This window comes from Halomonas chromatireducens, from assembly GCF_001545155.1.
GTDB classification, from domain to species: domain Bacteria; phylum Pseudomonadota; class Gammaproteobacteria; order Pseudomonadales; family Halomonadaceae; genus Halomonas; species Halomonas chromatireducens.
On sequence record NZ_CP014226.1, the window covers coordinates 16701 to 41594 of the forward strand.

A 24894-nucleotide genomic window follows, 5' to 3' on the forward strand; every position below is an offset into this window, starting at 1 on the left:
GGAGTCTTGTTATGGCGCCCCGCAGTGCCCGACGGCACCTTTTCGCGGTGACACTCTGGATTGTGAGGCCGCCGCACCTGGGCGGCGGCTGCCTGCGTTACAGCTCCTGGCTGTTGTCCACCAGGAAGGTACGGCCGGCAGCAAAGGCGCCGACGATCACCAGCGCACCCACGGTGGGTATCAGGTAACCCTCGATTTGCGGAATGCTCCGCAGGAAGACGAAGGCCACCGCTGCCGGTGCCACGAAGCGCACCAGGAAGCGCCAGATGGTGAACCAGGTCTCGCTGGTACGCATCTCCTTCATGACCTCGGAGTGGGTCAGCGCCCAGCCGGCGAACAGCGCGATCAGCAGCCCGCCCAGCGGCATGAAGATATTGGTCAGCAGTTCGATGAAGTCGAAGGCGTTGCGGCCGAACAGGGCATGGAAGATAGTGCCTTCGGCCCAGATGTTGAAACTCACCACCGTCAGCAGACCCATGGCCCAGCTTGCCGTCACCATGCCGAAGACAGCCTGGGGGCGGGTCAGGTCGAAGCGTTCCACCAGGAAGGCGGCCACCGGCTCGATCAGCGAGATCGAGGAGCTGATGGCCGCACCCAGCACCAGGATGAAGAAGACCCCGCCCACCAGGGCGCCGAAGGGCATCTCGGCGAAGGCCAGCGGCAGGGACACGAACATCAGGCCGGGTCCGGCGGCGGCATCGAGGCCGGCGCCGAACACCAGCGAGAATATGGCAAGGCCTGCGATCATGGCCACGGCGGTATCGACGAAGGCGATGGCGAAGGCGGTACGGGTCAGCGAGACCTCGCTGGACATGTAGGCGCCATAGGCCATGATCGCCCCCATGCCGAGGCTCAAGGTGAAGAACGACTGGCCCATCGCCTGTAGCCAGCCTTCGAGGCTCAAGGCGCCGATATCGAAGGTGAACAGGAAGCCGAGTGCTGCACCGAAGTCGCCATTGGCGATGCCGTAGCCAAGTACCACCAGCAGGATGACGAACAGCGAGGGCATCAGGATGCGCAGGCTGTTCTCGAGCCCCTTGTGGATACCCAGGCCGACGATCAGCCCCGAGGCGATGATGAACAGGGTGTGGTAGAGGGTGAGCAGTGCCGGGGCGGCCAGCAGGCTGTCGAAGCTCGCTCCGATGGTGGCGGCGTCGGCGCCGGCCAGGCTGCCGGTGAGCATCAGCCCGGTATAGTGGATCGCCCAGCCGGCGATGACCGAATAGAAGCTCAGTATCAGGAAGGCCGAGGCCGCCCCCAGCCAGCCGATGGACTCCCAGGCGCGGGAGGTATTGTGCGTTCTGGTCAGGTGACGCATGCCCATGATGGGGCTGCGTCGGCTGGCCCTGCCGAGCATGGTCTCGCCGATCAGGATAGGAATGCCAACGGCGAAAATGGTCAGTGCATAAACGAGGATGAAAGCACCGCCCCCGTTTTCGCCGGTAAGGTAGGGGAAGCGCCATAGATTGCCGAGCCCTACTGCCGAGCCGACTGCGGCAAGCAGGAAGGTGCCCTTGTGTGTCCAGACGTTATGCGTGCTCATTGTGGTTCCGCAGGGTCGGGTCAAGGCCTTGTGGGCCGTCTATGGGTTGCCGTCGGTCATCGCACCGGTAGGTGGGAGCCTGGCGGCGCGTACACTTTGCGACAGAAACCGGCGCCTTGGCCAGTGGCAAAGCGTTAAGGTTGCGTTGGGGGCGGCTGATGACGGGGGCCAGCGTTCATGTGTGGTCCTCGTCACCTTCATCCTCGTCGCCCCCGGTGGGCTCGAAGGCTCGGCTGGCATCCGGTAGCCGCACGATATCGCCCTGGGCCAGCTTGCCGGCCAGCTTACGCCGTTCGCCGCTGGCGGGGTTGATCAGTGCCACCACCTCGCCGATGCTGGTACCGTCGACATAGGCGTCGACCCGGATACGCACTACCAGCCCCTGATAGCGGGCCGAGAGGATGTCGCCCGGCCCGGGGTCGGAGTAACCGATGGGGTTCTTTTCGTAGTGGCGCATGACGCTGGCGGCACCGGGGTCGTCCCATTCCACGTGTCTGTGCATCATTAGCTCCTCTTGTACCGTCCGTTTAACCGATTGCCCTGGCAGAAGGCTATTGCTCTAGCAGAAGGGTAGACGCCTGCAGAGGGGGGAAGACAGCATTGTGTTCCACCAATGGCTGGCGGACGTGTTTCGCTTGGTTCTCCACCTGCTCGCCGAGAGTCGCTATGATGCCATAACACTCGTTTCAAAGTGCCTTGTACCAGGGAGATACAGACATGACGACTGTAATCAAAGCCGCTTGCCTGGTGAGAACATGAGTTCGGTGCAAAAGCCTTCCTTTGTAACCCGTGTCAAGGCGGCGCTGCCGTTACTTCATCCCACCGAGCGAAGACTTGCCGAGTTCATTCTGAATTTCCCGGGGGAGCTGGCCAGCTACACCGCCACAGAACTGGCAGGCCTTGCCGGCGTCTCTAACGCTACCGTGACACGTTTCATCAAGAAGCTGGGCTACCGCTCTTATGAAGAGGCGCGTCAGCACGTGCGCGATAATCGCGAGGAGGGCGCGGCGCTGCTGCGTGTGGAAGGGCGTGAAGAGGCTGAGGGCGATAATCTGCTGCATCGGCATATTCACCAGGCGGTCAAGAACCTCGACCACGCCAGCCAGCACCTCTCTCAGGCGGTGCTTGATGAGGTGGCAGAAGCCATGCTCACGGCCCGAAGGGTGTGGGTGATCGGCTTCCGCAGCAGCCATCCATTCGCTGAGTATCTCAATTGGCAGATCCTGCAGGTGATCGAGAGTACCTCGCTGCTGCCACGGGCGGGGGAAACACTGGCCGAGAACCTGATCAGTATTGCTGCCGACGACTGCGTGATCCTGTTCGGTCTCAAGCGTCGCACGGCGGATCTGGAGGCGGTGCTTGGGCAGGTCGAGCGCAGTGGCGCCAAGGTGCTATACATCACCGACGAGAGCGCCCCCAGCAACGAGCGGGTCCGCTGGCATGCGGTGTGCCGCACAGCGGCGCCGGGTCCGTTATTCAACCATGTGGCGGTACTATCGCTGTGCCATTTTCTGGCCACGCGGGTGATCGAGCTCTCCGGCGCCGAGGGGCGTCGCCGACTGACCGGCATTGAGGCGATTCACGAAGCGCTTGATGAGTTGCAGTGATCGCTTGTGGTGCAAGGTGGGTAGATAGTGCTCGCGAGGTGTGCAATTTTTTCCCCTTGTCGATCGACACTCTGGCATAGCGCAGGTGATTTTTCTTCGCTATGTCATTGCCGACCAACCTGAAAAAATATTTTCTTTCGTAAATGGCATGAAAATTGGATTTCTTTTGGTGTCCGTCTGTTCCATTTGACACCCATAGAGGTCTTTATCATGCACCCTGACCCACGCACTCCCCGCTTCAACTTGAAGCTGCTGGTTGCTGCCACCTCACTGGCGGCGNGAAGGAGTAATCGAACTTTTTCAGGAAGTAGCCGAAGATCGCGAAGACGAATACCGTAACCAGGCCGAAGGTGCCATAGCCCTGCACCTGGATGCCGGCCAGGCAGAGGAAGATCACCACCGCAATGACGATATGCGGCGGCACGCTGGTGACCCGGGCGAAGATACGCAGGCCATACCAGCCCACTGCCAGCATCAACAGGCTCGCCACGATCATCCCCGAGAACAGCGTGAAGAGCATTTCCGGGTGGTCGCGCAACATCAGCGGCCCCACCTGGATGCCGTGGATCATGAAGGCACCCACCAGCAGGGCGGCCGAGACGCTCCCGGGGATGCCCAGGCCGAACAGGGGGATATAGCTGGCCGGGATCACTGCGTTGTCCGACGCCTCGGCGGCGGCGATGCCGTTGGGGTTGCCCTTGCCGAAGCTGTCGGGATCCTTGGCGCTGCGCTTGGCCAGGCCATAGGCCATGAAGGCCCCTACCGACGGCCCCAGGCCCGGCAGCGCCCCGACGAAGGCCCCCACCCCGGTACTCTTCAGGATGGTCGGCAGGGTGCCCTTGAACTCTCGGTAGGAGAGATCGTCCGCCTTGTCGTCGCTCAGCTTGATCACGCTGGCGCCCTTGTTGCGGCGATACTCGTCGAGCTGCACGAACATCTCGGCGAGTGCCAGAGTCCCGATCACCAGCGGCAGGATCGGCACGCCCTCCATCAGCTCGGCGTAGCCGAAGGTCAAGCGCGCCGCCCCGGTTTCCGGGTCGAGTCCTACGGTGCCGAGAATGATCCCCATGCCGCCGGCCGCCAGTCCCTTGAGGAACGACCCCCCGGCCATGGCGGCAATGAAGACCAGCGCAAAGATCAGGATGGCGGCCAGCTCGTAGGGGCCGAACTTCAGCGCCACCGACGCGAACGGAATGGCCACCGCAATCAACAGCAGGGTGGCCAGCAGATCGCCGATCACCGAGGCCAGCAGGCCTACCTTGAGTGCCTTGCGCGGCTTGCCGTCGCGGGCCATGGGATAACCATCGAGGCAGGTGGCCGCCGATGAGGGCTCGCCGGGCGTATTGAGCAGGATGGCCGAGACGGCACTGCCGGCGGCGGTGCCCTTGGACAGGCCGATCAGGAAGGCGATGGCGGCATAGGCCGACATGTAGAAGGTCAGCGGAATGGCGATGGCGATGGCCACGGCCCGGTTGAGGCCGGGAATGACACCGACGATATAGCCGAGCAGCACGCCGCCAAGGATGATGGCGATGGATTCGTAGTGCAGGGCCGCCGCGAAGGAGGCGAGAATGGCGTCGAAACCGATCATGTCACACCACTCCAATGCGCATCAGATGGGCGGTCAGGCCATAGAGGCCGGCCGCCGGGATCGTGGCGGTGAGCACCACCACATACCAGCGTCGTTCACCGAGCAGCAGCAGCAGGCCGCCGATCAGCAGCGGTGCGACCCAGGTCAACGGGAAGCGATCGATCAGCACGATGAAGCCCAGCACATACAGGAACGGCCATACCTGATGCCAGAGGTGGCCGGCCGGCGGAATGGAGAAGAAGGGCTTTCCGGCGCGCTTGAGCGCTATGGCGCTGACCAGGGTCAGCAGGCCGGCGCAGCCGAGCATCAGCCAGGCGCCGAGGGTGGCCAGCGCCTTGGGCGGCATGCCGATGGCGAAGCCGCGGCCGCCATAGGTGGGAATGACCCAGGCGAGGAGCAGCACCGCGATGGCGGCAACACCGATTCCAGACCAGAAATTCTTGCGTGGCATATCGGTCATGTGGTGTAGGTCTTGTGGTGTGGGTGACGGTTCGAGGCGGGCAGCAAATGTCTTGAACAGAAAGTTTGCTTGAATTCACTGCCTTCCACGTATTGTTTTGCTGACAAAATGGCTAGCCGACGACACTATCTGCTGCGGGGCACCCCCTCAAACACTGGCTGCGACGGAAATTAAACGTTAATGGAGCGGATGGTTCTTGACCATACAGCCACTATACAGCAGGGGTTGGGTGAGAATAGTGCATCAATGCGGTGCAGAAGGCGCTGATCATGGTCAATTGTGGTGCAAAAACATCCTTCTCCTTCCTGCCATATGGCTCGGGTAGCGTTTCTGGTGCAAGGAAGGGTATTCGCAAGAATCAAAAAAACATTTTAAAACATATGGATAAAAAAATTATGGGTTGTGATGGTGCAGTGTTGGCACGCTGCCTGCATTAGGTTGGCCAGCTCCCATGCCTGCGCATGGTGATCGTGGGCACCAAGCTCACAGCGTGCTACAACATGCGCTGGGTCGATGCCAGTGCCAGTGGACCATCAGCCAACGAATCGAGCCAAACTCGCTCAAATGGAGGACATTATGTCTGCCAAGACTCTCGCCCTGATCGAAGAAAACGACGTGAAGTGGGTTGACCTGCGCTTCACCGACACCAAAGGCAAGGAGCAGCACGTCACCATCCCCGCGCGTGACGTGGACGACGAATTTTTCGAGAACGGGCAGATGTTCGATGGCTCCTCCATCTCCGGCTGGAAGGGCATCAACGAGTCGGACATGATCCTGCGCCCGGAAGACGGTACCGCCTTCCTCGATCCGTTCACCGAAGACGCCACCATCGTGCTGCGCTGCGACATCATCGAGCCCGCCACCATGCAGGGCTACGAGCGCGACCCGCGCTCAATCGCCAAGCGGGCGGAAGCCTACCTGCAGTCCAGCGGCCTGGGCGACACCGCCTTCTTCGGCCCGGAGCCGGAATTCTTCATCTTCGATGAGGTGCACTGGAAGACCGATATCGAAGGGGCGATGTTCAAGATCTCCTCTGAAGAGGGCGCCTGGTCCACCGACCGTCAGGTCGAGGGTGGCAACCTGGCCCACCGTCCGCGGGTCAAGGGAGGCTACTTCCCGGTGCCGCCGGTGGACAGCTTCCACGATATTCGCGGCGCCATGTGCAACACCCTGGAGGCCATCGGCCAGACCGTCGAAGTGCATCACCACGAGGTGGCCAACGCCGGCCAGAACGAGATCGGCGTCAAGTTCAACACCCTGGTGAAGAAGGCCGACGAGCTTCAGGAGATGAAGTACGTCGTGCATAACGTGGCTCACGCCTATGGCAAGACTGCGACCTTCATGCCCAAGCCGCTGGTTGGTGACAACGGTTCAGGCATGCACGTGCATCAGTCCTTCTGGAAGGATGGCGTCAACCAGTTCGCCGGTGACCAGTACGCCGGACTGTCTGAAATGGCGCTTTACTACATCGGCGGTATCATCAAGCACGCCCCTGCCCTGAACGCCTTCACCAATGCCTCCACCAACTCCTACAAGCGTCTGGTTCCTGGCTTCGAGGCGCCGGTCATGCTGGCCTACAGTGCTCGCAACCGCTCCGCTTCCATTCGCATTCCTTACACCGCCAGCCCCAAGGGCAAGCGCGTCGAGTGCCGTTTCCCGGATCCGACCGCCAACCCTTACCTGTGCTTCGCGGCGATGCTGATGGCGGGTATCGACGGTATCAAGAACAAGATCCACCCCGGCGATGCCATGGACAAGAACCTGTACGACCTGCCGCCGGAAGAGGGCAAGAAGGTTCCGACCGTGGCCAGTAGCCTGGATCAGGCTCTGGAGGCGCTGGATGCCGATCGTGCCTTCCTCACCGAGGGTGGCGTCTTCACGGATGACATGATCGATGCCTATATCGAGCTCAAGATGGAAGACGTGGAGCGTATCCGCATGAGTACGCATCCGGTCGAATTCGACATGTACTACAGCTGCTGAGGCATGCTGCGCGCCCGGTCCGGCAAGGCGGATCGGGCGCTCGGACGCTTCGGTGTCTGATAATCAAAGGGGCTCCGTTCATCTAGGCGGAGCCCCTTTTTGTCGTACACTGGACTCCATGGCTTGATACGACAGGCAGCCGACCGTGACGTCCAACCGATACGGGGCGCTGACGAAGGAGACCGATCCTCATGAAGAAGGCGCTTTTGGTAATCATTGGGCTGCTGGTCGCCTCCTCTGCCCTGGCGACAACCATCTATCGCACCGTCGACTCTCAGGGCAACGTGATCTTCACCGACAGTCCGGGCGGAGGTGGCGAGCCGGTGGAGCTCGCGCCGCTCACGGTGGTGCCCTCCCGGGAGCTACCCGGAAGTGCAGAGCCGCCGCGGGTGGAGGGCGTTGCGCCGCGTGCCAGCGCATCCCCGGGCCAGCCCTTCATGCCCTACGATGTCTTTCGTATCGCTTCGCCAGCGAATGGCGCTGAGCTGGCCGCCAGCCATGCAGGCAACGTGCAGGTGGAGCTTACCATCGAACCTGAGCTGCGGCCCGACCATCAGGCCCGGTTGCTGGTGAACGGCAGGGTGAGCCAGACCGCGATGCACACCGCTGTCTTCATGCTCACCGATCTCGATCGTGGCCAGTACGTGATCCAGGCTGAGCTGCTGGATGGGAGCGGTGAGATTCGCCATCGCACCCAGCCGGTGACGCTCCATGTTCGGCGATCTCCTGCCGGTTGAGGTGGGCTCGGTTCCCCGGCTCGCCCTTCTTTCACCCACCCGTGCCCCAAGGGTGAGCGATTCCCCGCCCCACGCTGGTGGACACTTCTTTATTGCACCATGATAGTGCAGGTCATGGCCGCCACGATGCCCTGAAACGGCGCCAAGCCGTGGGTTTCAAGATTGGCGCGGTTCTTGCTTTAGCTAGGAGTGGCTAGGGTAGTTACAGGAATCCTGGCTTGCACAGGGGTTTCGCCGGCTGCGCGAAACGGGTGCATGTTCACACCAAGAGAAGACCAATGCATCGACGTCTGATGGAACACCTCACCACTGCGGTGCTGCTACTGGATGGCAGCCTGCGCCTGAGCGGGATGAACCCCGCCGCTGAAGCACTGCTGGCGGTAAGTCTTGGGCGCGTGAAGGGGATGCGGCTGTCGACGCTGGTCACCGAGGACGATGGCATGAGCGCGGTGCTGGCCAAGTCACGCGATGATGGCCATCCCTTCACTCAGCGGGAGGTGAGGCTGGCGCTTGTAACCGGTGCGGTGATCACCATCGACTATACCGTGACGCCTCTGTCGGAGGAGGAACTCCTGGTCGAGATGGAGCCTCGCGATCGCTTGCTGCGGATCTCCCGGGAGGAGGCGCTGCTCAACCGGCAGGAGGCGATCAAGGTGCTCTCCCGTGGCCTGGCCCATGAGGTAAAGAACCCGCTGGGGGGGATCCGCGGCGCCGCGCAGCTGCTGGAGCGTGACCTCGATGATCCCGCGCTTGCCGAATTCACCCGTATCATTGTCGAGGAGGTGGACCGCCTGCGGGATCTGGTGGACTGCATGCTGGGCCCGAACCAACTGGTGCGCCATGAGCCGCTCAACATCCATAAAGTGCTCGAGCGGGTGCGTACTCTACTGATGGCCGAGACTCCGATTGTTCAGGTGGAGCGTGACTACGACCCCAGTCTGCCCGACTTCCCGGGTGACGAGGCGCAGATGATCCAGGCCGTGCTGAACGTGGCACGTAACGCCGTGGAAGCCATGGCAGAGGCCGGCACGGAACAGCCGCACCTGCTGATGAGAACCCGGGCACGGCGTCAGTTCACGCTGGGTGCGGAGAGACATCGCCTGGTCTGCGAGGTGGCGCTGATCGACAACGGCCCTGGCGTTCCCGAGAGCCTGCAGGAGACGCTCTTCTACCCCATGGTGTCGGGCCGTGCCGAAGGCAGCGGGCTCGGGCTGTCCATCGCGCAGGGCATCCTGCATCAACATCAGGGCTTGATCGAATGCGAATCCAGCCCTGGTCATACCGAATTTCGCTTGCTTATACCCCTGGAGAGGCGCCATGACTGATGTCGCACGTGTCGCTGTCGTCGATGATGATCGTGCCATTCGCTGGGTGCTGGAGCGCGCCCTGGCCCAGCCCGACCTTGATGTCGAATGCATTGAGCGGGCCGACCTGGCGCTCAGCCGGCTGCTGGACGACCCGCCGGATGTACTGGTTACCGATATTCGCATGCCGGGCATCGACGGCCTGGACCTGATGTCAAGGGTGCGGGATGTGCATCCCGACCTGCCGGTCATCGTGATGACCGCACACTCCGACCTGGATAGTGCGGTTGCCTCTTATCAGGGCGGTGCCTTCGAGTACCTGCCCAAGCCCTTCGACGTCGACGAGGCGTTGGCGCTGGTGCGTCGTGCCGTCGCCCATGCACGGGAGCGCAAGCGGCCGGTCAGCGTGCCCGAGGGGCTGGATGCCGAGATCATCGGCGAGGCCCCGGCCATGCAGGAGGTGTTTCGCGCCATTGGCCGGCTGTCGCACTCCCACATCACGGTGCTGATCAACGGCGAATCGGGTACCGGCAAGGAGCGCGTGGCCCGTGCCCTGCATCAGCACAGCCCGAGAACGGGCAAGCCGTTCATCGCGCTGAACATGGCGGCGATACCACGTGACCTGATCGAGTCGGAGCTGTTCGGCCATGAGAAGGGGGCCTTTACCGGTGCCACCGCCCAGCGCCAGGGGCGTTTCGAGCAGGCTGATGGCGGTACGCTGTTTCTCGACGAGATCGGTGACATGCCTGCCGAGACCCAGACCCGGCTGCTGCGGGTACTGGCCGACGGCGAATTCTACCGGGTCGGCGGTCACACGCCGGTGAAGGTGGACGTGCGCATCATTGCCGCGACCCATCAGAACCTCGAGACCCTGGTCGAGGACGGACGCTTTCGTGAGGACCTCTTCCATCGCCTCAACGTGATCCGCGTGCATCTGCCGAAGCTGGCCGAGCGGCGCGAGGATATCCCGAGGCTGGCGCGGCACTTCCTGGCCGAGGCGTCCAAGGAGCTGTCGACCGACGTCAAGGTGCTCACCAAGGATGCCGAGACCCACCTGACCCGGCTACCATGGCCCGGCAACGTGCGCCAGCTGGAGAATACCTGCCGCTGGCTGACGGTGATGGCATCCGGACGCGAGGTCCTGATCGAGGACCTGCCGCCGGAGCTGCGTGAGCCGGAGGCAGCGGAAAGGGGCAATGGCGATTGGCGCGCGGCCTTTCGCGACTGGGCCGACCGGGCGCTGGCCGCCGGGCACACCCATCTGCTGGAAGAAGCGGTTCCCGACTTCGAGAAGATCCTGATCGAGACTGCGCTGAAACATACCGGTGGGCGCAAGGGCGAGGCTGCCGAGCTGCTCGGCTGGGGGCGCAACACACTGACCCGCAAGCTCAAGACACTGCTGCCGGCATTGGCCGACGGGGAGTGAGAAGGCGGTACCGGGGCGTGGCCTTTACCGCCAATGTGGTGCCAGAATGGGGGCTTCAAGGAGAGATAGCCCATGACGCAGATGCACTGGCAGCGCTTGCTCGACCCCTCGCGACTCTACGGTGGCCGCGCCGGCCGTGATGAGATCGGTCGCAGCCCCTTCCACAAGGATCATGACCGGATCGTCTTTTCCGGCTCCTTTCGCCGCCTGGGGCGCAAGACCCAGGTGCATCCCCTCACCGACAACGACCATATCCACACCCGGCTGACCCATTCCCTGGAGGTGGGCTGCGTGGGGCGCTCGCTGGGCATGATCGTCGGCGAGCTGCTGCGCGAGCGGTTGCCGGAGTGGATCACTCCGGCCGACATGGGTGTCATCGTCCAGGCGGCTTGCCTGGGGCACGATATCGGCAACCCGCCCTTCGGCCACGCCGGTGAATATGCCATTCGCGACTGGTTCAAGTGCGCCGAGGCCGACGGCAGTGGGCTGCTCAAGGGACTGTCGGAGCGCGAACGCGCCGACCTGCTCACCTACGAGGGCAACGCCCAGGGGTTCCGGGTGGTCACCCAGATCGAGTACAACCAGTTCCGTGGCGGCATGCGGCTGACCACGGCGACGCTGGGGACACTCTTGAAGTACCCCTGGACGGTGGAGCACGGCGGCAGTGCCGGGAAGTTCGGCTGCTATCAGAGCGAGAAGGCGCTGCTGGCCGAGGTGGCCGACCGCCTGGGGCTGGTGCCCCGGGGCGAGGGGCGCTGGTGTCGCCATCCGCTGGCGTGGCTGGTCGAGGCGGCCGACGACATCTGCTACGCCCTGCTCGACCTGGAGGACGGCCTGGAAATGGGCATCCTGCGCTTCGACGAGGTGGCCGACGTGCTGCTGCAGATCGCCGGCGACGCCCCGCCGGACTATGCCGCCATGGAGCGCAGCGGTGTCTCCCAGCGTCGGCGTATCGCCGCCCTGCGCGGTGCGGCCATGGAGCGGGCGGTCAACGATGTGGGGGCGGTCTTCGTCGACCATGAGACGGCGCTGCTCAACGGTACCCTGACCAGCGACCTGCTGGAGCTCTGCCATCCCGACCTGGGCTGGGGGGTGGCGGCGGCCAAGCAGCTGGCGCGTGAGCGCATCTTCCAGAACGAACGCAAGGCCAAGCTGGAGATCGGCGCCTACACCACGCTTGGCATCCTGCTGGAGGCCTTTATCGGTGCGGCCCACGAGCTGCACCACACCGGTGAGTCGAGCTTCAAGCACCAGCGGGTGCTGGCGCTGGTCGGCGAGAACACGCCGCGCCCCTCCTGGACGCTGTATGACAGCTATCGACGCATGCTCGACTTCATCGGCGGGATGACCGACCACTATGCGGTGGACCTGGCCCAGGAAATGGGCGGTCGGCTGCGAGGAGACTGAACGCTGTGAAGGCCGGCCAGGACCGCGGCCGCTTGGCCAATGGCCAAGCATCGCCGGCTTTGATTGAGCCGCCCCTCAGATGGAGGGGGCGTTCAGCGGCGTATTCTTCTCCAGTTCGGCGGCGCGCTCGATGAGCGCCGCGATCACCTTGTCGTGCATGTCGTCATCGATTGGCCCCAGCTGCTTCTCTTCCAGCTGCTGGGCAAGTGACTCGCCGCTGACTACCATCAGGCCTTCCGGTGTGCCGGCGCAGATGATGTCCCAGCCGGGCAGGGTCAGCACCCCCATGATGGGTACCGGTGCGCCGCAGCGGTTCTCCAGCCACTCGCCCAGCCAGCGGGTGGTGGCCAGCGTCTTCGCCAGGGGGCGCTGCTCGCTCCAGCCGGGAAAGCGAAGGCGCTTCGGCTCCACGGTCACCACATTGATCTCTCGACCGTCAGCCGTGAAAGGACGGGTACGAGCGCGGGTCTCGACCACGAAGACCCCGTGGGGGGTGACAGCCACGTGGTCGATGGTATCGGTGTCGGTGGGCACATCGTGAAAGACGTAGTAGGGGTGCGCTTCGGGGTGAATCATGCGCTCCAGCTCCTGGCCCACGGCGAGTTCACAGGCCAGGCCCAGCTTGATGCGACGGATCAGCTGGAAGTCGCGGATCAGCAGGAAGCAGTAGATCAGCACCAGCACGGTGCTGAGTGCGCCGTAGAGAGCCCATTCCAGCCAGTTCTGCCGGCTGGCAAAGAGCATGCGGCCCATGCCGTAGACGAGTGGCGCCAGTGACACGATCGGCCCCAGGGCGCCATCCAGGAACAGGGCGGCGAAGGCGCGGTCGAGCCTGTCGCGGAGGGCCTGGCCGGGTTCCCGCAGGGGGCGAGCGTTGAACGGCGAGCGCACCCGTGCATCGTGCAGGTTGCGCAGGGCGATCACGATCACTGCCATTGCCCCGAGGGGAAACAGGAAGATCAAGGGGAGCAGGTATTCCAGCCAGGCCATCGGGGGTTCTTCCTTGCCTGTTATAGTCACGTAAGCATGACATTCTAGACAACCTTCCACCAGAAGAGCCATGTTGATTGCATCAAGGCGGTGGAAAGACGCCGGAGAGACGATGAGCGATGTGCCAATGGCGGTGGAGGCTTACGGACGCCTTGCGGACTTCCTGACCCGCCATCCGAGGCTGGCGGTGTTGACCGGGGCCGGGGTGAGTACCGAAAGCGGCATCCCCGACTATCGCGATGCCAGCGGTGCCTGGAAGTGTTCACCGCCGATGCAGCACCAGCAGTTCATGAGCAGCCATGCAGCACGGCAGCGCTACTGGGCGCGGGCGCTGGTCGGCTTTCGTACCCTGCACCGGGCTCGCCCGTGTGTCGCCCATACGGCGCTGGCCGATCTCGAAGCCGAGGGTTTGGTGGCGGGGGTTATCACCCAGAATGTGGATGGGCTGCACCAGAAGGCCGGCTCGCGACGGGTCATCGACCTGCATGGCCGTGCCGAGCAGGTCCGTTGCATGCAGTGCGGGGCGCTACGCATGCGCCATGACCTGCATGCCGAACTGGCCGAGTGCAATCCGCACTGGTTGGACAGGGAGGCGGTGGCAATGCCCGACGGCGATGCGGACCTGGAATCGGACTTTTCCAACTTCCAGGTGCCCGGATGTCGTCGCTGTGGCCAGGGGGTCTGGAAGCCCGACGTGGTCTTCTTCGGAGACAGCGTGCCCGGCGAGCGTGTGGCGCGAGCCAGGGCCATGATCGATGAGGCCGGCGCACTATTGGTCATCGGTTCGTCGCTGATGGTCTATTCGGGGTACCGCTTCGCTCGCCAGGCAGCCAGTGCCAGCAAGCCCATCGCCTGCCTCAACCTGGGGCACACCCGGGCGGATGCGCTCTATACGCTGAAGGTCGAAGCGCCAGTCGGGGAGACACTGAATGCCGTTTCGGCGATGCTTATTGGCGCGGGGCAAGCGGCAGGGTGACGGGCTCATCCCGAGTGCGCTCTTCCAGCAGCACTGGCTCGCTGGTAGCGTGGGTCAGCTCGCCCCCCTGGCGCAGCTCAGCGCTCAACTGAGGGGAGCTGGCCTCATCGAGGGCCTGACTGTCGTGACGCAGTGCCACGGGCCAGGGGGGCGTTCCCAGGTGGGTGAGCGTGGTTTCGGCCAGGGTGCCGTCGGCATCGCTGAGGCGTACGTTCAGCTCGGCATCGTCGGTCAGCGTCAGCGGATCGGGTGGTATCACGCGAGCCTGCAGCTCGGTGAACTGCGGGGTGCCGGCGCAGCCGGCCAAGACCAGCAGCATGAGCAGCCCTAGAGCCAGCTTGCCCGACGGGCGAGTCGCAACAGTCGTCATATCTTGCATGTCATTCTCCTTGTCAGCCACCGGCCAGCTTCACGGAATAGCCGCTACGCTCCAGCTCGGCCTTGAGTACCTCGCGATGATCGCCCTGGATCTCGATGATGCCATCCTTGACGGCGCCACCGGTTCCACAGCGCTTCTTGAGACGCTTGGCCAGGGCCTTCAGTTCGGCATCGGGCAGAGGGATGCCGGAAACCGTGGTCACGCCCTTGCCCTTGCGTCCGCTTGTTTCCCGGCGAATGCGCACGACGCCATCAAGTGCCGCGATGCGGCTCTGCTCGGCGACTTCGGCGCAGCAGCAGTCGGCCTGCGGCTGGCGGCACTCCGGGCAGATATCGCCGTGCTCGGTGGAATAGACAAGGCCATGCAACTGGTCCCGCAGAGAGGCCATGGGAACTCCTTGAACGCTAAAACGATAGTCAGATGATACCGCCGGAGGGTGCGGTCTGCATTGCCGCATGCGATCGACAAGGGCAGTGCAAGGCAGGGCGAGTGGAAAGGGTATAGGGTTTTCCCCGGCAAGCATCAGCGGCTATAGGCGGCCATACGGTAGTCCATGGCGCGATGATGCAGGAGATGACCGATCACGGTTGGCAACTGATACATGCTGCTGATCATGATGGCCCCTTCAGGGGTTTCTTCCACATCGGGGAAGCGGTTGAGATGGATCACTGTCATCCCCGCGTCCAGGGCGGCCTTGACCCCGACCATGGCGTCGTCGATGGCGACGCAATCCTCGGCTTGGAACCCCATCCGATTGGCCGCGTGGAGGTAGAGCTGGGGGTCGGGTTTCCAGCAGTTGGCGGTATAGCCGCTGAAGAGGTTATTGCCGAAGTGATTGGCCAGGCCGATGGCCTTGAGGGAGGTTTGAATCTTGTTCTCGGGCCCGTTGGACACCACGCCACTGGGGAAGTCGGCCAGTGCCATCAAGGCCTCGGTCGCGCCCGCGATCGCCACCAGCTCGGTTTCGAGACGGCGGTTGAGATTGCTGCGCATTTCGCTCTCGGTTTCGGCCAGATGAAGCGGGTCCACGCTGCCGTAGCGACTTTCCAGTACCGTCACGATATTGCGAAAGCGGCTACCGCGGAATTCGCCGATGTAGTCACTGGCCTGAAATGGCAAGCCCAGTCGCGTCAGGCTGACGGCCATCTCGGCAGCCAGCAGAGGCTCGCTGTCCACCAGGGTTCCATCACAATCGAACAGCAGGCAGAGGGGACTTGTCATGGCCGAACATCCCTCACTAGGACAGAGGCTTGTCGAAATGTAACCATATACCCGTTATCGGCATGCTCTGCAGAAAGTTGAATGTAAAACGACGAACCTTTACGAACGCTGTTTCCAAACAGTATTGCTCGTCCCTGGCCATACTTCAAGTCTGCGCAGGCATCGGCAGTGCGGACTTCTGGCCGTGCTGGCATCGCAAAATGCTTGCATTGTTTCCTGCCCTCCTCCCTATACGCTGTCCGGGCGAATTACAGGGCCTACCAGGCGCATGTGCCAAAACACGCCACCCTTGCCAGGCTCCCAGGGGAGTGAGTGTGTGAGCTGAGCTGGCGTGAAGTTAATGAAACTCAAAGACTATTCATTTTATTGGCATAGGTTGGCCCGCTCTCTGCAGCAGTCAGGGTGAGCAAGACAAGCCGGTGAACCCACTACCAGCAGTCTGGTAAATGGCTTTCCGGTACGACGAGCGAAGCCTAGCGGCTTCACCAGGAAACTCAAGTTCTGACCCATTGGAGGTACGAACATGATGTCCAAGGAATTTCTCAAGAAACTCGGCATTGTCGGTATCACATTTGGCCTGACCGCCAGCCCGCTGGCGTTTGCCGACTACCATGACGAAGAGGACGAGCAAGGTGCCGTGCCGGAGCAAACCGCTCCCCAAGCGGGTGGTGATGCAGACGTGGGTGCAGGTGCTGACACCGGATTTGATGACGACACCGGTGCTGAAGCAGGCGCAGGCGCTGACACGGGTGTTGGCGTGGGTGCCGGCGAGACCGGTGCGGAAGCTGGCGCTGGCGCTGGTGCCGGTGCTGATTTCGACTCGGATGATGAGTGGGAAGATGAGACCACCGACGAGTGGGAAGACGAATATGAAGATGAAGAGTGGGACGAGGATGAGGAAGACGATCAGGACTGGTAAGACCTGATGCTGCCAGGGAAGGCGGTCACTGCCCAGGGACGGGCGGTGACGTCTCCTCAAGGTTGACGATATAGCGTCATCCACCTCACCCGCCCCCGACTATGTCGGGGGCGGTTCTATGTGACGGAGGTAATCGACATGTTATCCATGGAATTTCTCAGGAAAATCGGCGTTGCCGGTATCGCACTCGGCCTTTGTGCAAGCCCCTTGGTGGTGGCCGATTCACCACAACAGCAATCGCCAGCCGAGACAGCGCAGCCATCGGACCCCGACGAGGCCATGGGGGCGGGCAGAACAGGTGCCGATGCGGATATAGAGACCGGAACGGAGGCCAGTGTCGAAATCGATTCGGATACTGGGGGCGAAGCGGAGCCAGATGCCGAGGCCGACTTCAATACCGGCTCTGAAGATGACTGGCAAGCAGCGAGCAAGCAGCAGGCTGATCCGGATGAGGCCGATCAGTTGAGTGATTGATCGGCCTGCTGGCGTTATTCATCGCGCCCGCCTATCGGCCAGGCGTGCTACAGCCAACCCAGCCACTGCCACCAGAGGTAGTCCAGTGGCCACAGCAGCACTACGCTGAGAAGGGCCGTGACCAGGCAGAGTCGGGCAGTTTCCCGTAGCGAGATGCGTGCTGCCAGGATACCGACGATCAACGGTGGCGCCTGATAGGGAAGCAGCACGGTGGAGAATCCCACTACCTGGGTCATGTAAACCGCCTCTGGCGACCAGCCAGTCATCTCGGCGAGACCTGGTGCCATGGGGGTGAGGATGGCGGGAATGCCTGGCAGTGTGACCAGGGTGCCCAGTAGCATGGCGAGCGCCGAAAGCATGCCAAAGGCTGCTGCATCGCTGGCGTCGCGCAGGGGAAGCACCGATAGCAGCTCGCCGGCCACCAGGGTGCCCAGCCCGCTTTGGTAGGCCAGGGCGCCGAGACTGACAATACCGGCGACATAGATGAAGGAGTCGAAGCTGATCGACTGAAGTGGCTTCTCGGCCATCAGGCGGCTGCCGGGAAAGAGGCAGACCAGGGCCACGCCCATGCCGATCCAGGCGGGCGAGATCCCGTGCCAGGCATCGGTCATCCATAGCAGTACTGCCACGGACAGCAGGGCAGCCAGCCAGCGCTCGGGTGTGGCGAGCGAAAGCGAAGGCATCTGCTCACGGGCCGGCGCAGGTGCCTGGCCCGGGAAGAGCCACAGCATGACCCCGATCAGCAGCAGTGTCTTGAGCAGGCCCAGCACCGGGAAGTGCAGCAGCAGGTAGTCGCTGTAGGTGGGTGGCGTGCCCAGCACCGCCTCCGCCGCCCCCATCAGGACGTTGTTGGGTACGTTGGCGGGGAGGATGGCGTAGGTGGGCAGGAACGTGCCCATGATGCCGCCGAGGATCAGCCCGGTCCGGGCCCGCTCCCCCTGGCCATAGCCCAGGTGATCGGCCAGGGTGGTCAGGATGGGGACCATCAGCAGAATCCGGCCCATGCCCGAGGGCATGAAGAAGGCCATGGCCAGGCCCAGCAGGATCACGCCGATCAGAGCCCGGCGATAGGAGCCCTCCAGCCAGGGGCCAACGCCTTGGGCCAGCGTGGCGCCAAGCCCGGTGTACTGGATCGCTGCGCCGATGATAAGGCCGGCGAAGACCAGCCAGGTTGCCGCCGAGCCGAAGCCAGCGAAAACCGTCTCCGCCGGTGCCACCCCGGCCAGGGTGCAGAGCGTGAAGAATATCAGCGCCGTCAGCCACTGCGGCAGCCAGCCGGTGGCCCAGAGTCCGATGCAGAGCCCGATGACCGCTCCCGCCCGAACCATGACCGGTGCAGCGGGCATCCCCAGCAGGAAAAGCGTGACGCCCACCACGGCCACAAGCGATATCCAGTGGCGAGGTGTGGGTATCGGCTTGGCGGCTGCGGCAGGCATGGCGGCTCCGGGCGAAAAGGAGAGCCGCAGAGTTTAGCAGGCGAAACACCTGCCGTTGACCCCTAAGGCTCGACCGATGGGGCCTCCTGGGGCTCGCCTCTTCATGATGTCGCTATTGGGTGCGAAGCCGGTATCCGCTATGGCAAGCGGCTTGCTGGGAGGTGCTCCGGTTGCCCTCAGCCTTTGGAAAGGCGGCGAGAGTTGGCGCTGCTGCGGCGATGATAGGGAGTCAGGGTGCGGCGGCTAGTGACCCACCAGGGGGTATTCTGGCCGAACGCCATGCCCAGCATAGCTTTCTGAATTTCAAATCCGGTTTCCAGGCTGGCCTCGAGCTTCTCGCTCACCATTTTCCGGTTCTCCTTGATCATCCTGGCGCTGTTGGGCGCCTGGGTTTGCCAGAGGCCATTGCGCAGGGTGATGGTAGAGATCGAGGTCGACCAGAGTTCGAATGCCATGACGCCGAGCTTCCAGACGTCCATCATGGCTGCGGGGTTGAGCGGGACCAGCGAATAGGGGGTGAACGTCTTCATGGGTGCGTCCTTGTGCAGGGAGTGAAATACACTATCGGCAGTCTGAGTGCCTCGCTGGCCGGATAACAATAACCTGGGTTGCCTTCGCCTGGGTGCCTGGCAAAAGAAGACAAAAAAGGCGGCCATCCAGGCCGCCTCGGCGTATCAAGGCAATGCGTTACTTCACCTTCGGGTCCAGCTCGCCCCGTTCGTAGCGCAGGAACATCTCCTCGAGGTTGATCGGCTTGATGCGGCTGGCGTTGCCGGCACAGCCGAAGGCCTCGTAGCGGGCGATGCAGACGTCGCGCATGGCGCTGACGGTCTCCTTGAGAAACTTGCGCGGGTCGAACTCGGACGGGTTCTGGGCCAGGAAGCGACGCACCGCGCCGGTGGAGGCCAGGCGCAGGTCGCTGTCGATGTTGACCTTGCGCACGCCGTGCTTGATGCCCTCGACGATCTCCTCGACCGGCACGCCGTAGGTCTCGGGGATCTCGCCGCCGAACTCGTTGATGATCGCCAGCCACTCCTGGGGCACCGAAGAGGAGCCGTGCATCACCAGGTGGGTGTCGGGGATGCGGGCGTGGATCTCCTTGATGCGCTGGATCGACAGCGTATCGCCGGTGGGCGGCTTGGTGAACTTGTAGGCGCCATGGCTGGTGCCGATGGCGATGGCCAGGGCGTCGACCTGGGTCGCCTTGACGAAATCGGCGGCCTCCTCGGGGTCGGTGAGCAGCTGGTCCATGTCCAGCTTGCCCTCGGCGCCGATGCCGTCCTCCTCGCCGGCCATGCCGGTCTCCAGGCTGCCCAGGCAACCCAGCTCGCCCTCCACCGAGACGCCGCAGGCGTGGGCCATCTCCACGGTACGGCGGGTGACGTCGACGTTGTAGTCGTAATCCATCGGCGTCTTGCCGTCTTCACCCAGTGAACCGTCCATCATCACCGAAGAGAAGCCCAGCTGGATGGAGCGCTGGCACACTGCGGGGCTGGTGCCATGGTCCTGATGCATGACCACCGGAATGTGCGGGAATTCCTCCACGGCGGCGAGAATCAGGTGGCGAAGGAAGGGTGCGCCGGCGTACTTGCGGGCGCCGGCGGAGGCCTGGACGATGACCGGGGAGTCGGTCTTGTCGGCGGCTTCCATGATGGCCCGCATCTGCTCGAGGTTGTTGACGTTGAAAGCCGGAACGCCGTAGCCGTATTCGGCGGCGTGGTCCAGCATCTGGCGCATGCTGATCAGTGCCATGAAATTACCTGCCTCTGTGTGCAATCTGTCTATGCAACCGGTCTGTGCAATCGGTCTGTGCAATGACGGCGCGGCCGTGGCCGCGCCGATTAAGGTGCCGCTGTGAGTCGTCTCAGCGTGCGGCGGCGTCTTCCAGGGCCTTCACCGCCGGCAGTGTCTTGCCTTCCACGTATTCGAGGAAGGCCCCGCCACCGGTGGAGATATAGGAGACGCGATCGCTGATGCCGTACTTGTCGATGGCGGCCAGGGTATCGCCGCCACCGGCGATGGAGAAGCCGTTGCTCTCGGCGATGGCCCGTGACAGCGCCTCGGTGCCGTGGCCGAACTGGTCGATCTCGAACACGCCGACGGGGCCGTTCCACAGGATGGTGCCGGCGTCCTTGAGCAGCCCGGCCAGGCGGCCGGCGGTATCGGGGCCGATGTCGAGAATCATTTCGTCGTCGCCCACCTGATCCACCGGCTTGACCACGGCGGAGGCCTGCTCGGAGAACTCCGTCGCGACGACCACGTCGGTGGGCAGGGGGATCTCGACCCGTGTCATCAGTTCCTTGGCCTGGCCGACCAGATCGGCTTCATGCAGTGACTTGCCGACATTGTACCCGGCTGCCGCAATGAAGGTGTTGGCGATACCGCCGCCGACGATCAGCTGGTCGCACTTCTCGGAGAGGGCGTTGAGCACGTCGAGCTTGGTGGAGACCTTGGAGCCACCGACGATGGCAACCATGGGGCGCTTCGGCGTGGCCAGCGCCTTCTTCAGGGCGTCGAGCTCGGCGGCCAGCAGCGGGCCGGCGCAGGCCTGGGGGGCGAAGCGTGCCACGCCATGGGTGGAGGCCTGGGCGCGGTGGGCGGTGCCGAAGGCGTCCATGACGAAGATATCGCACAGCTCGGCATACTGCCGGGAAAGCGTCTCGTCGTCGCCCTTCTCACCGACATTGAAGCGTACGTTCTCGAGCAGCACGACTTCGCCGTCGGCCAGGTCCAGCGAGGCGTCCAGATACTCCTTGATCAGGGTGACCGGGCGGCCGAGCAGCTGGCCCAGGTGCTCGGCCACCGGGGCCAGCGAGAACTCCTCGGCCGGCTCGCCTTCGGTGGGGCGGCCCAGGTGGCTCATGAGCATCACCTTGGCACCGGCGTCACGGGCGGCCTTGATCGTCGGCAGGCAGGCCCGCAGACGGGCATCGCTGCTCACCTTGCCGTGCTTGACGGGTACGTTCAGGTCCTCGCGGATCAGCACGCGCTGTCCGGAGAGGTCGAGGTCGGTCATCTTGAGCACGTTCATCGGGGCGTCTTCCTCATTTGAGAAACCGAAGCGGGGTCATTGGAGCAGGGCATGGTAACTGGCTCATGGGCTGTCCGTGGGCATGGCCGCGAGCCGCTGGCTCACGTCGAGCATGCGGTTGGCAAAGCCCCATTCATTGTCGAACCAGCACAGCAGCTTGATCAGGCGGCCGCCCGCCACCCGGGTCTGAGTGGCGTCCACGATACCCGAGCGGGGGTCGTGGTTGAAGTCGCTGGAGGCCATGGGCTCCTCGGTATAGCCCAGCAGCCCGGCCAGGTGGCCCTGGCAGGCGTGGCGCAGCAGGGCGTTGACCTGGGCGGCCGAAGTATCGCGGCGGACGCAGATCGACAGGTCCATGGCCGAGACGTTGATGGTCGGCACCCGCATGTGCAGGCACTCGAAGCGGCCGGCCAGGTGCGGCATCAGGCGGTTGATGCCGCGCGCCAGGCTGGTGTCCACCGGGACGATGGAGTGCATCGCCGAGCGGGTCAGGCGCAGGTCGGTCTGGTGGTAGGCGTCGATCACCGGCTGGTCGTTCATGGCCGAGTGTACGGTGGTGGTCACGCCGTGCTCGATGCCCAGCGCCTCATCGAGCACGGTGAGTACCGGTATCAGGCAATTGGTGGTACAGGAGGCCGCCGAGACGATGCGTTGGTGCGGTGCCAGGGCGTCGTCGTTGATGCCGCAGACGATGGTGGCATCCACGTCGCTCTCCGCCGGCTGGGAGAAGAGCAGGCGGCCGGCGCCGGCGGCAAGGTGGCGCTCTGCCGTGGCGCGATCCTTGAAGCTGCCCGAGCATTCCAGCACCAGGTCGATGCCCAGCGCGCCCCAGGGCAGCCGTGACGGATCGGCTTCCGAGAGAATTCGTATCGGGCGTCCGTTGACCACGAGCCGGCCTTTTTCTGCCGTGACGCTGCCGGGGAAGCGGCCGTGGGTGGTGTCGTAGCGGGTCAGGTAGGCGATGGTGTCCAGGTCGGACAGTTCGTTGATCGCCACGACTTCCAGTTCGGGAGCATGGCGTTCTTCCAGGGCGCGCAGCACGCACTGGCCGATACGACCGTAACCGTTGATGGCGATGCGATGGGCCATGTGGCTGCCTGGCACTCCTGAAGCGGGGGACACAAGCCGGCGATTCTAGCGCATTTGCGGGCCTAGCGTCTGCTCTAGAGCCCCACCAGTCGCCAGGCGAGGGGCAGGAAGAGAGCGCTGAAGATGCCGGTCAGGCTCATGCCCAGCGAGGCGAAGGCGCCGGCGGTGGTCCCGTATTCGAAAGCGCGTACCGTACCGATCACATGGCCGTTGACGCCCAGGACGAAGCCCAGTACCCGCTCGTCGCGGATACCCAGCCAGCGAGACAGTAGTCCGACGAAGGCGGTGGCCATCACGCCGGTGATCAACAGGCCGCCCATCATCAGGGGAATGACCCCGCCGAGCTGCTCGGTGATGCCCATGGCGATCGGTGCGGTCACCGACTTTGGCGCCAGGGAGGCGAGTACCTCGGGCGTGGCGCCGAGCAGCCAGGCGAGCCCCACCGAGTAGAGCGCGGCCAGCATGGCCGCCGGGGGCAGGGTGCAGAGGACCGGAAGCCAGAGCTCGCGAATGCGCGGCAGCTGTTGGTATAGCGGCACGGCCAGTGCCACGGTGGCGGGGCCGAGCAACAGCATCAGCCAGCCGGCGCCGGCGCGATAGTCATCGTAGTCGATACCGGTCAGCGCCAGGGTCGCGGCCAGCAGCATCGCGGCGATCAGTACCGCGGGGCACCAGCTCGGCTTGCCCAGGCGCAGGAATAGACGTGCGCCGGTGAGGTAGGCGGCCAGGGTCAGGAAAATGGCCAGCATGGGTGTCTCGAGCAACACCGATTGCAACCCTGCCAGGCCCTCATTCATCGGAACCCGCCTTCGGCATGAAGCGCAGCATCAGCCAGAGCGTGGTGGCGACGCTGAGCAGGGTGCCGAGCACCAGCGCCACACCGACGATGAGCCACTGGCCGGCAAACGCCTCGACGATGAAGAACACCCCCACCACACCGGGCATGATCAGCATGGCCAGTATCGCGATCAGGGGTTGGCTGGCGGACTGTATTTCCTGGCTGACGCGGCCCCTCATCATCAGCCACAGGGTCAAGGCGAGCATGCCCACCACCCCGGGGGAAACCGGCAGGTGCAGTAGCCATACCAGGGCCTCTCCCAACAGCAGAAACCCCACCAGCCAGAGAAATCCGTAGAGCGACGACATGACATTCCTTGGCACGAAAATAAGCGGCTCGAAAACCCGTGCGAAAAACGATAGACCAGGGGCTTGAAAACCGCGCAAGCGCTCCTATTTGCCTGTATAGGGAGGCTCGGGGTCAACCCGGCCGCCTTCTGACCCCAACCCGACTACGTAGGAGGTGTTCGCCATGTTCGGAGATCTCAGGCGTTTCGACAGTGGGCCGCTGCGGGGAGCGGACCGGTTCCGGGAGCTGCTGGACGAGCTGTTTCCCGACCCCGGCCTCGCCAACATCCGTTCGGTGCCCACGGGCAGTTTTCCCATGATCAACATCGGCCGTACCGACGATGCGGTGCGAGTCTATGTCTTTGCGGCCGGGCTGTCAGCCGATGAGATGGAGATCAGTATCCAGGACAATGTCTTGACGCTGCAGGGGCGGCGTGCCGATGACGATACGGCGACGCAGGAGAGTGGCCAGCGCCCCTATTTCCGGCGTGAGCGCAGCAGGGGCGAGTTCTCCCGCTCCATCGCGCTGCCGGAAGGGCTGGATTCCGATCGCGCCGAGGCACGCTCGAAGAACGGTGTCTTCGTGATCCACCTGCCCAAGCGTGAAGAGCTCAAGCCGCGTCGTATCGAAATTCAATCCCATGATGCTTGACGACTGAGGGAGGTGAACCGCCATGAACGATGTCACACGTCGTGATACGCCCCGCGAGCCTGCCGAGACTCAGGCCTCCGAGCGGGATCTCGGCAGGGCGCTGCAGCCAGCGGTGGATATCCGTGAAGAGGGCAACGCTCTGCACCTGATTGCCGATATGCCCGGCGTCACGTCCGATTCGCTGAGCATCGAGGTGGACAATAGCGTGCTGAGCATCGAGGGAGAGATCCGCCTCGACATGCCGGAGGGGATGTCGGCGATCTATGCCGAGGTGCAGGCACAGCGCTTCGCTCGTCGCTTCACCCTCAGCCACGAGATCGATGCCGGTGCGATCGAGGCTCGACTCGACAACGGCGTCCTGCACCTGCTGCTGCCGAAGAAGCAGACCCACCATCGGCGTCGCATCGAGATCAGGGCAGCCTGAGCGACTGTCGCTCTTCGAGGCGCCCTCCCATCGGGAGGGCGCCTGCATTTGCAAGCGAGGCGCGCGCTCGGTACGGTTTCCACTACGCTGGGGAAAGTGAAGGCCAAAACCAAGGAGAGG

Annotated in this window: 26 protein-coding genes; 11 read left to right on the forward strand and 15 right to left on the reverse strand. The window is 63.6% G+C overall.

The genetic code is table 11. The features are described from left to right. Positions 1 to 97: 97 nt before the first annotated feature. Both LOKO_RS00080 and LOKO_RS00085 read right to left on the reverse strand, forming a co-directional pair. The gene (locus LOKO_RS00080) at positions 98 to 1543 is read right to left on the reverse strand and encodes a sodium-dependent transporter (RefSeq protein ID WP_066443367.1); all 1446 of its coding nucleotides are present in this window, start codon (positions 1541 to 1543) and stop codon (positions 98 to 100) included. A 175-nt stretch (positions 1544 to 1718) separates the two neighbouring features. Next, positions 1719 to 2048 carry a hypothetical protein gene (locus LOKO_RS00085; RefSeq protein ID WP_335339193.1) on the reverse strand — a complete coding sequence of 110 codons (330 nt, stop codon included), beginning with the start codon at positions 2046 to 2048 and terminating at the stop codon, positions 1719 to 1721. A 250-nt stretch (positions 2049 to 2298) separates the two neighbouring features. Between LOKO_RS00085 and LOKO_RS00090 the strand changes: the two genes are divergently transcribed. Next, entirely contained in the window at positions 2299 to 3150 is an 852-nt protein-coding gene (locus LOKO_RS00090; protein WP_066443373.1) for a MurR/RpiR family transcriptional regulator, read from the forward strand. A 238-nt stretch (positions 3151 to 3388) separates the two neighbouring features. On the opposite strand, the gene LOKO_RS00095 is transcribed toward LOKO_RS00090, so the two are convergent. Both LOKO_RS00095 and LOKO_RS00100 read right to left on the reverse strand, forming a co-directional pair. Next, on the reverse strand, positions 3389 to 4741 hold the full coding sequence (locus LOKO_RS00095) for a tripartite tricarboxylate transporter permease (protein WP_083517349.1): 1353 nt from the start codon (positions 4739 to 4741) through the stop codon (positions 3389 to 3391). A 1-nt stretch (position 4742) separates the two neighbouring features. Further along, positions 4743 to 5201, reverse strand: coding sequence for a hypothetical protein (locus LOKO_RS00100; RefSeq protein WP_066443374.1), 459 nt, complete (start codon positions 5199 to 5201; stop codon positions 4743 to 4745). A 576-nt stretch (positions 5202 to 5777) separates the two neighbouring features. On the opposite strand from LOKO_RS00100, the gene glnA reads away from it, so the two are divergent. The 5 genes from glnA (at position 5778) to LOKO_RS00125 (ending at position 12058) form a co-directional block, all read left to right on the forward strand. After that, positions 5778 to 7184, forward strand: a complete 1407-nt coding sequence (gene glnA, locus LOKO_RS00105) for a glutamate--ammonia ligase (RefSeq protein ID WP_066443376.1) — start codon at positions 5778 to 5780, stop codon at positions 7182 to 7184. Positions 7185 to 7375: 191 nt separating this feature from the next. After that, a complete protein-coding gene (locus tag LOKO_RS00110; protein ID WP_066443377.1) occupies positions 7376 to 7921 on the forward strand; it encodes a DUF4124 domain-containing protein in 546 nt (181 codons plus the stop codon). 251 nt (positions 7922 to 8172) lie between these two features. Continuing rightward, complete coding sequence (gene glnL / locus LOKO_RS00115; RefSeq protein ID WP_417935387.1) at positions 8173 to 9246, forward strand: nitrogen regulation protein NR(II); 1074 nt, start codon at positions 8173 to 8175, stop codon at positions 9244 to 9246. Next, positions 9239 to 10651, forward strand: coding sequence for a nitrogen regulation protein NR(I) (gene ntrC / locus LOKO_RS00120; protein WP_066443383.1), 1413 nt, complete (start codon positions 9239 to 9241; stop codon positions 10649 to 10651). Before glnL ends, ntrC begins: the two co-directional genes overlap by 8 nt. A gap of 72 nt (positions 10652 to 10723) precedes the next feature. Beyond that, positions 10724 to 12058: a deoxyguanosinetriphosphate triphosphohydrolase gene (locus LOKO_RS00125; RefSeq protein WP_066443387.1), complete on the forward strand. Its 1335-nt coding sequence runs from the start codon at positions 10724 to 10726 to the stop codon at positions 12056 to 12058. A gap of 75 nt (positions 12059 to 12133) precedes the next feature. Here LOKO_RS00125 and LOKO_RS00130 read toward each other — a convergent pair whose 3' ends face one another. Beyond that, positions 12134 to 13048 carry a nuclease-related domain-containing protein gene (locus LOKO_RS00130; protein WP_066443390.1) on the reverse strand — a complete coding sequence of 305 codons (915 nt, stop codon included), beginning with the start codon at positions 13046 to 13048 and terminating at the stop codon, positions 12134 to 12136. A gap of 112 nt (positions 13049 to 13160) precedes the next feature. On the opposite strand from LOKO_RS00130, the gene LOKO_RS00135 reads away from it, so the two are divergent. After that, positions 13161 to 14024 (forward strand): NAD-dependent protein deacetylase, encoded by an 864-nt coding sequence (locus LOKO_RS00135; protein WP_066443393.1) that lies wholly within the window; start codon positions 13161 to 13163, stop codon positions 14022 to 14024. Here LOKO_RS00135 and LOKO_RS00140 read toward each other — a convergent pair. The 3 genes from LOKO_RS00140 to LOKO_RS00150 all read right to left on the reverse strand — a co-directional run bounded on the left by LOKO_RS00140 (position 13996) and on the right by LOKO_RS00150 (position 15624). Further along, on the reverse strand, positions 13996 to 14403 hold the full coding sequence (locus tag LOKO_RS00140) for a YbaY family lipoprotein (RefSeq protein WP_066443396.1): 408 nt from the start codon (positions 14401 to 14403) through the stop codon (positions 13996 to 13998). The genes LOKO_RS00135 and LOKO_RS00140 overlap by 29 nt on opposite strands. A 13-nt stretch (positions 14404 to 14416) precedes the next feature. Then, entirely contained in the window at positions 14417 to 14791 is a 375-nt protein-coding gene (locus tag LOKO_RS00145; protein WP_066443399.1) for a translation initiation factor Sui1, read from the reverse strand. 134 nt (positions 14792 to 14925) lie between these two features. Further along, complete coding sequence (locus tag LOKO_RS00150; protein WP_066443401.1) at positions 14926 to 15624, reverse strand: HAD family hydrolase; 699 nt, start codon at positions 15622 to 15624, stop codon at positions 14926 to 14928. A 523-nt stretch (positions 15625 to 16147) separates the two neighbouring features. On the opposite strand from LOKO_RS00150, the gene LOKO_RS00155 reads away from it, so the two are divergent. Both LOKO_RS00155 and LOKO_RS00160 read left to right on the forward strand, forming a co-directional pair. Next, positions 16148 to 16543, forward strand: coding sequence for a hypothetical protein (locus LOKO_RS00155; protein WP_066443404.1), 396 nt, complete (start codon positions 16148 to 16150; stop codon positions 16541 to 16543). Positions 16544 to 16681: 138 nt separating this feature from the next. Beyond that, positions 16682 to 17017: a hypothetical protein gene (locus tag LOKO_RS00160; RefSeq protein ID WP_066443413.1), complete on the forward strand. Its 336-nt coding sequence runs from the start codon at positions 16682 to 16684 to the stop codon at positions 17015 to 17017. 47 nt (positions 17018 to 17064) lie between these two features. On the opposite strand, the gene LOKO_RS00165 is transcribed toward LOKO_RS00160, so the two are convergent. The 7 genes from LOKO_RS00165 to LOKO_RS00195 all read right to left on the reverse strand — a co-directional run bounded on the left by LOKO_RS00165 (position 17065) and on the right by LOKO_RS00195 (position 23719). Next, complete coding sequence (locus LOKO_RS00165) at positions 17065 to 18453, reverse strand: SLC13 family permease (protein ID WP_066443416.1); 1389 nt, start codon at positions 18451 to 18453, stop codon at positions 17065 to 17067. Positions 18454 to 18629: 176 nt separating this feature from the next. Next, on the reverse strand, positions 18630 to 18983 hold the full coding sequence (locus LOKO_RS00170; RefSeq protein ID WP_066443420.1) for a hypothetical protein: 354 nt from the start codon (positions 18981 to 18983) through the stop codon (positions 18630 to 18632). Positions 18984 to 19140: 157 nt separating this feature from the next. Next, positions 19141 to 20205, reverse strand: a complete 1065-nt coding sequence (fba, locus tag LOKO_RS00175; RefSeq protein ID WP_066443422.1) for a class II fructose-bisphosphate aldolase — start codon at positions 20203 to 20205, stop codon at positions 19141 to 19143. Positions 20206 to 20317: 112 nt separating this feature from the next. Next, complete coding sequence (locus tag LOKO_RS00180) at positions 20318 to 21484, reverse strand: phosphoglycerate kinase (protein WP_066443425.1); 1167 nt, start codon at positions 21482 to 21484, stop codon at positions 20318 to 20320. A 63-nt stretch (positions 21485 to 21547) separates the two neighbouring features. Beyond that, positions 21548 to 22573 carry a type I glyceraldehyde-3-phosphate dehydrogenase gene (locus tag LOKO_RS00185; protein WP_066443428.1) on the reverse strand — a complete coding sequence of 342 codons (1026 nt, stop codon included), beginning with the start codon at positions 22571 to 22573 and terminating at the stop codon, positions 21548 to 21550. Between the two features lie 74 nt (positions 22574 to 22647). Continuing rightward, entirely contained in the window at positions 22648 to 23370 is a 723-nt protein-coding gene (locus tag LOKO_RS00190; protein ID WP_066443432.1) for an LrgB family protein, read from the reverse strand. Further along, positions 23363 to 23719 carry a CidA/LrgA family protein gene (locus LOKO_RS00195; protein WP_066443435.1) on the reverse strand — a complete coding sequence of 119 codons (357 nt, stop codon included), beginning with the start codon at positions 23717 to 23719 and terminating at the stop codon, positions 23363 to 23365. The genes LOKO_RS00190 and LOKO_RS00195 overlap by 8 nt, the downstream gene beginning before the upstream one ends. A gap of 163 nt (positions 23720 to 23882) precedes the next feature. Here LOKO_RS00195 and LOKO_RS00200 point away from each other — a divergent pair, with 163 nt between their 5' ends. Both LOKO_RS00200 and LOKO_RS00205 read left to right on the forward strand, forming a co-directional pair. After that, on the forward strand, positions 23883 to 24350 hold the full coding sequence (locus tag LOKO_RS00200; protein WP_066443437.1) for an Hsp20/alpha crystallin family protein: 468 nt from the start codon (positions 23883 to 23885) through the stop codon (positions 24348 to 24350). 22 nt (positions 24351 to 24372) lie between these two features. Then, on the forward strand, positions 24373 to 24774 hold the full coding sequence (locus LOKO_RS00205) for an Hsp20/alpha crystallin family protein (protein ID WP_066443446.1): 402 nt from the start codon (positions 24373 to 24375) through the stop codon (positions 24772 to 24774). The last annotated feature ends 120 nt before the right edge of the window (positions 24775 to 24894 follow it).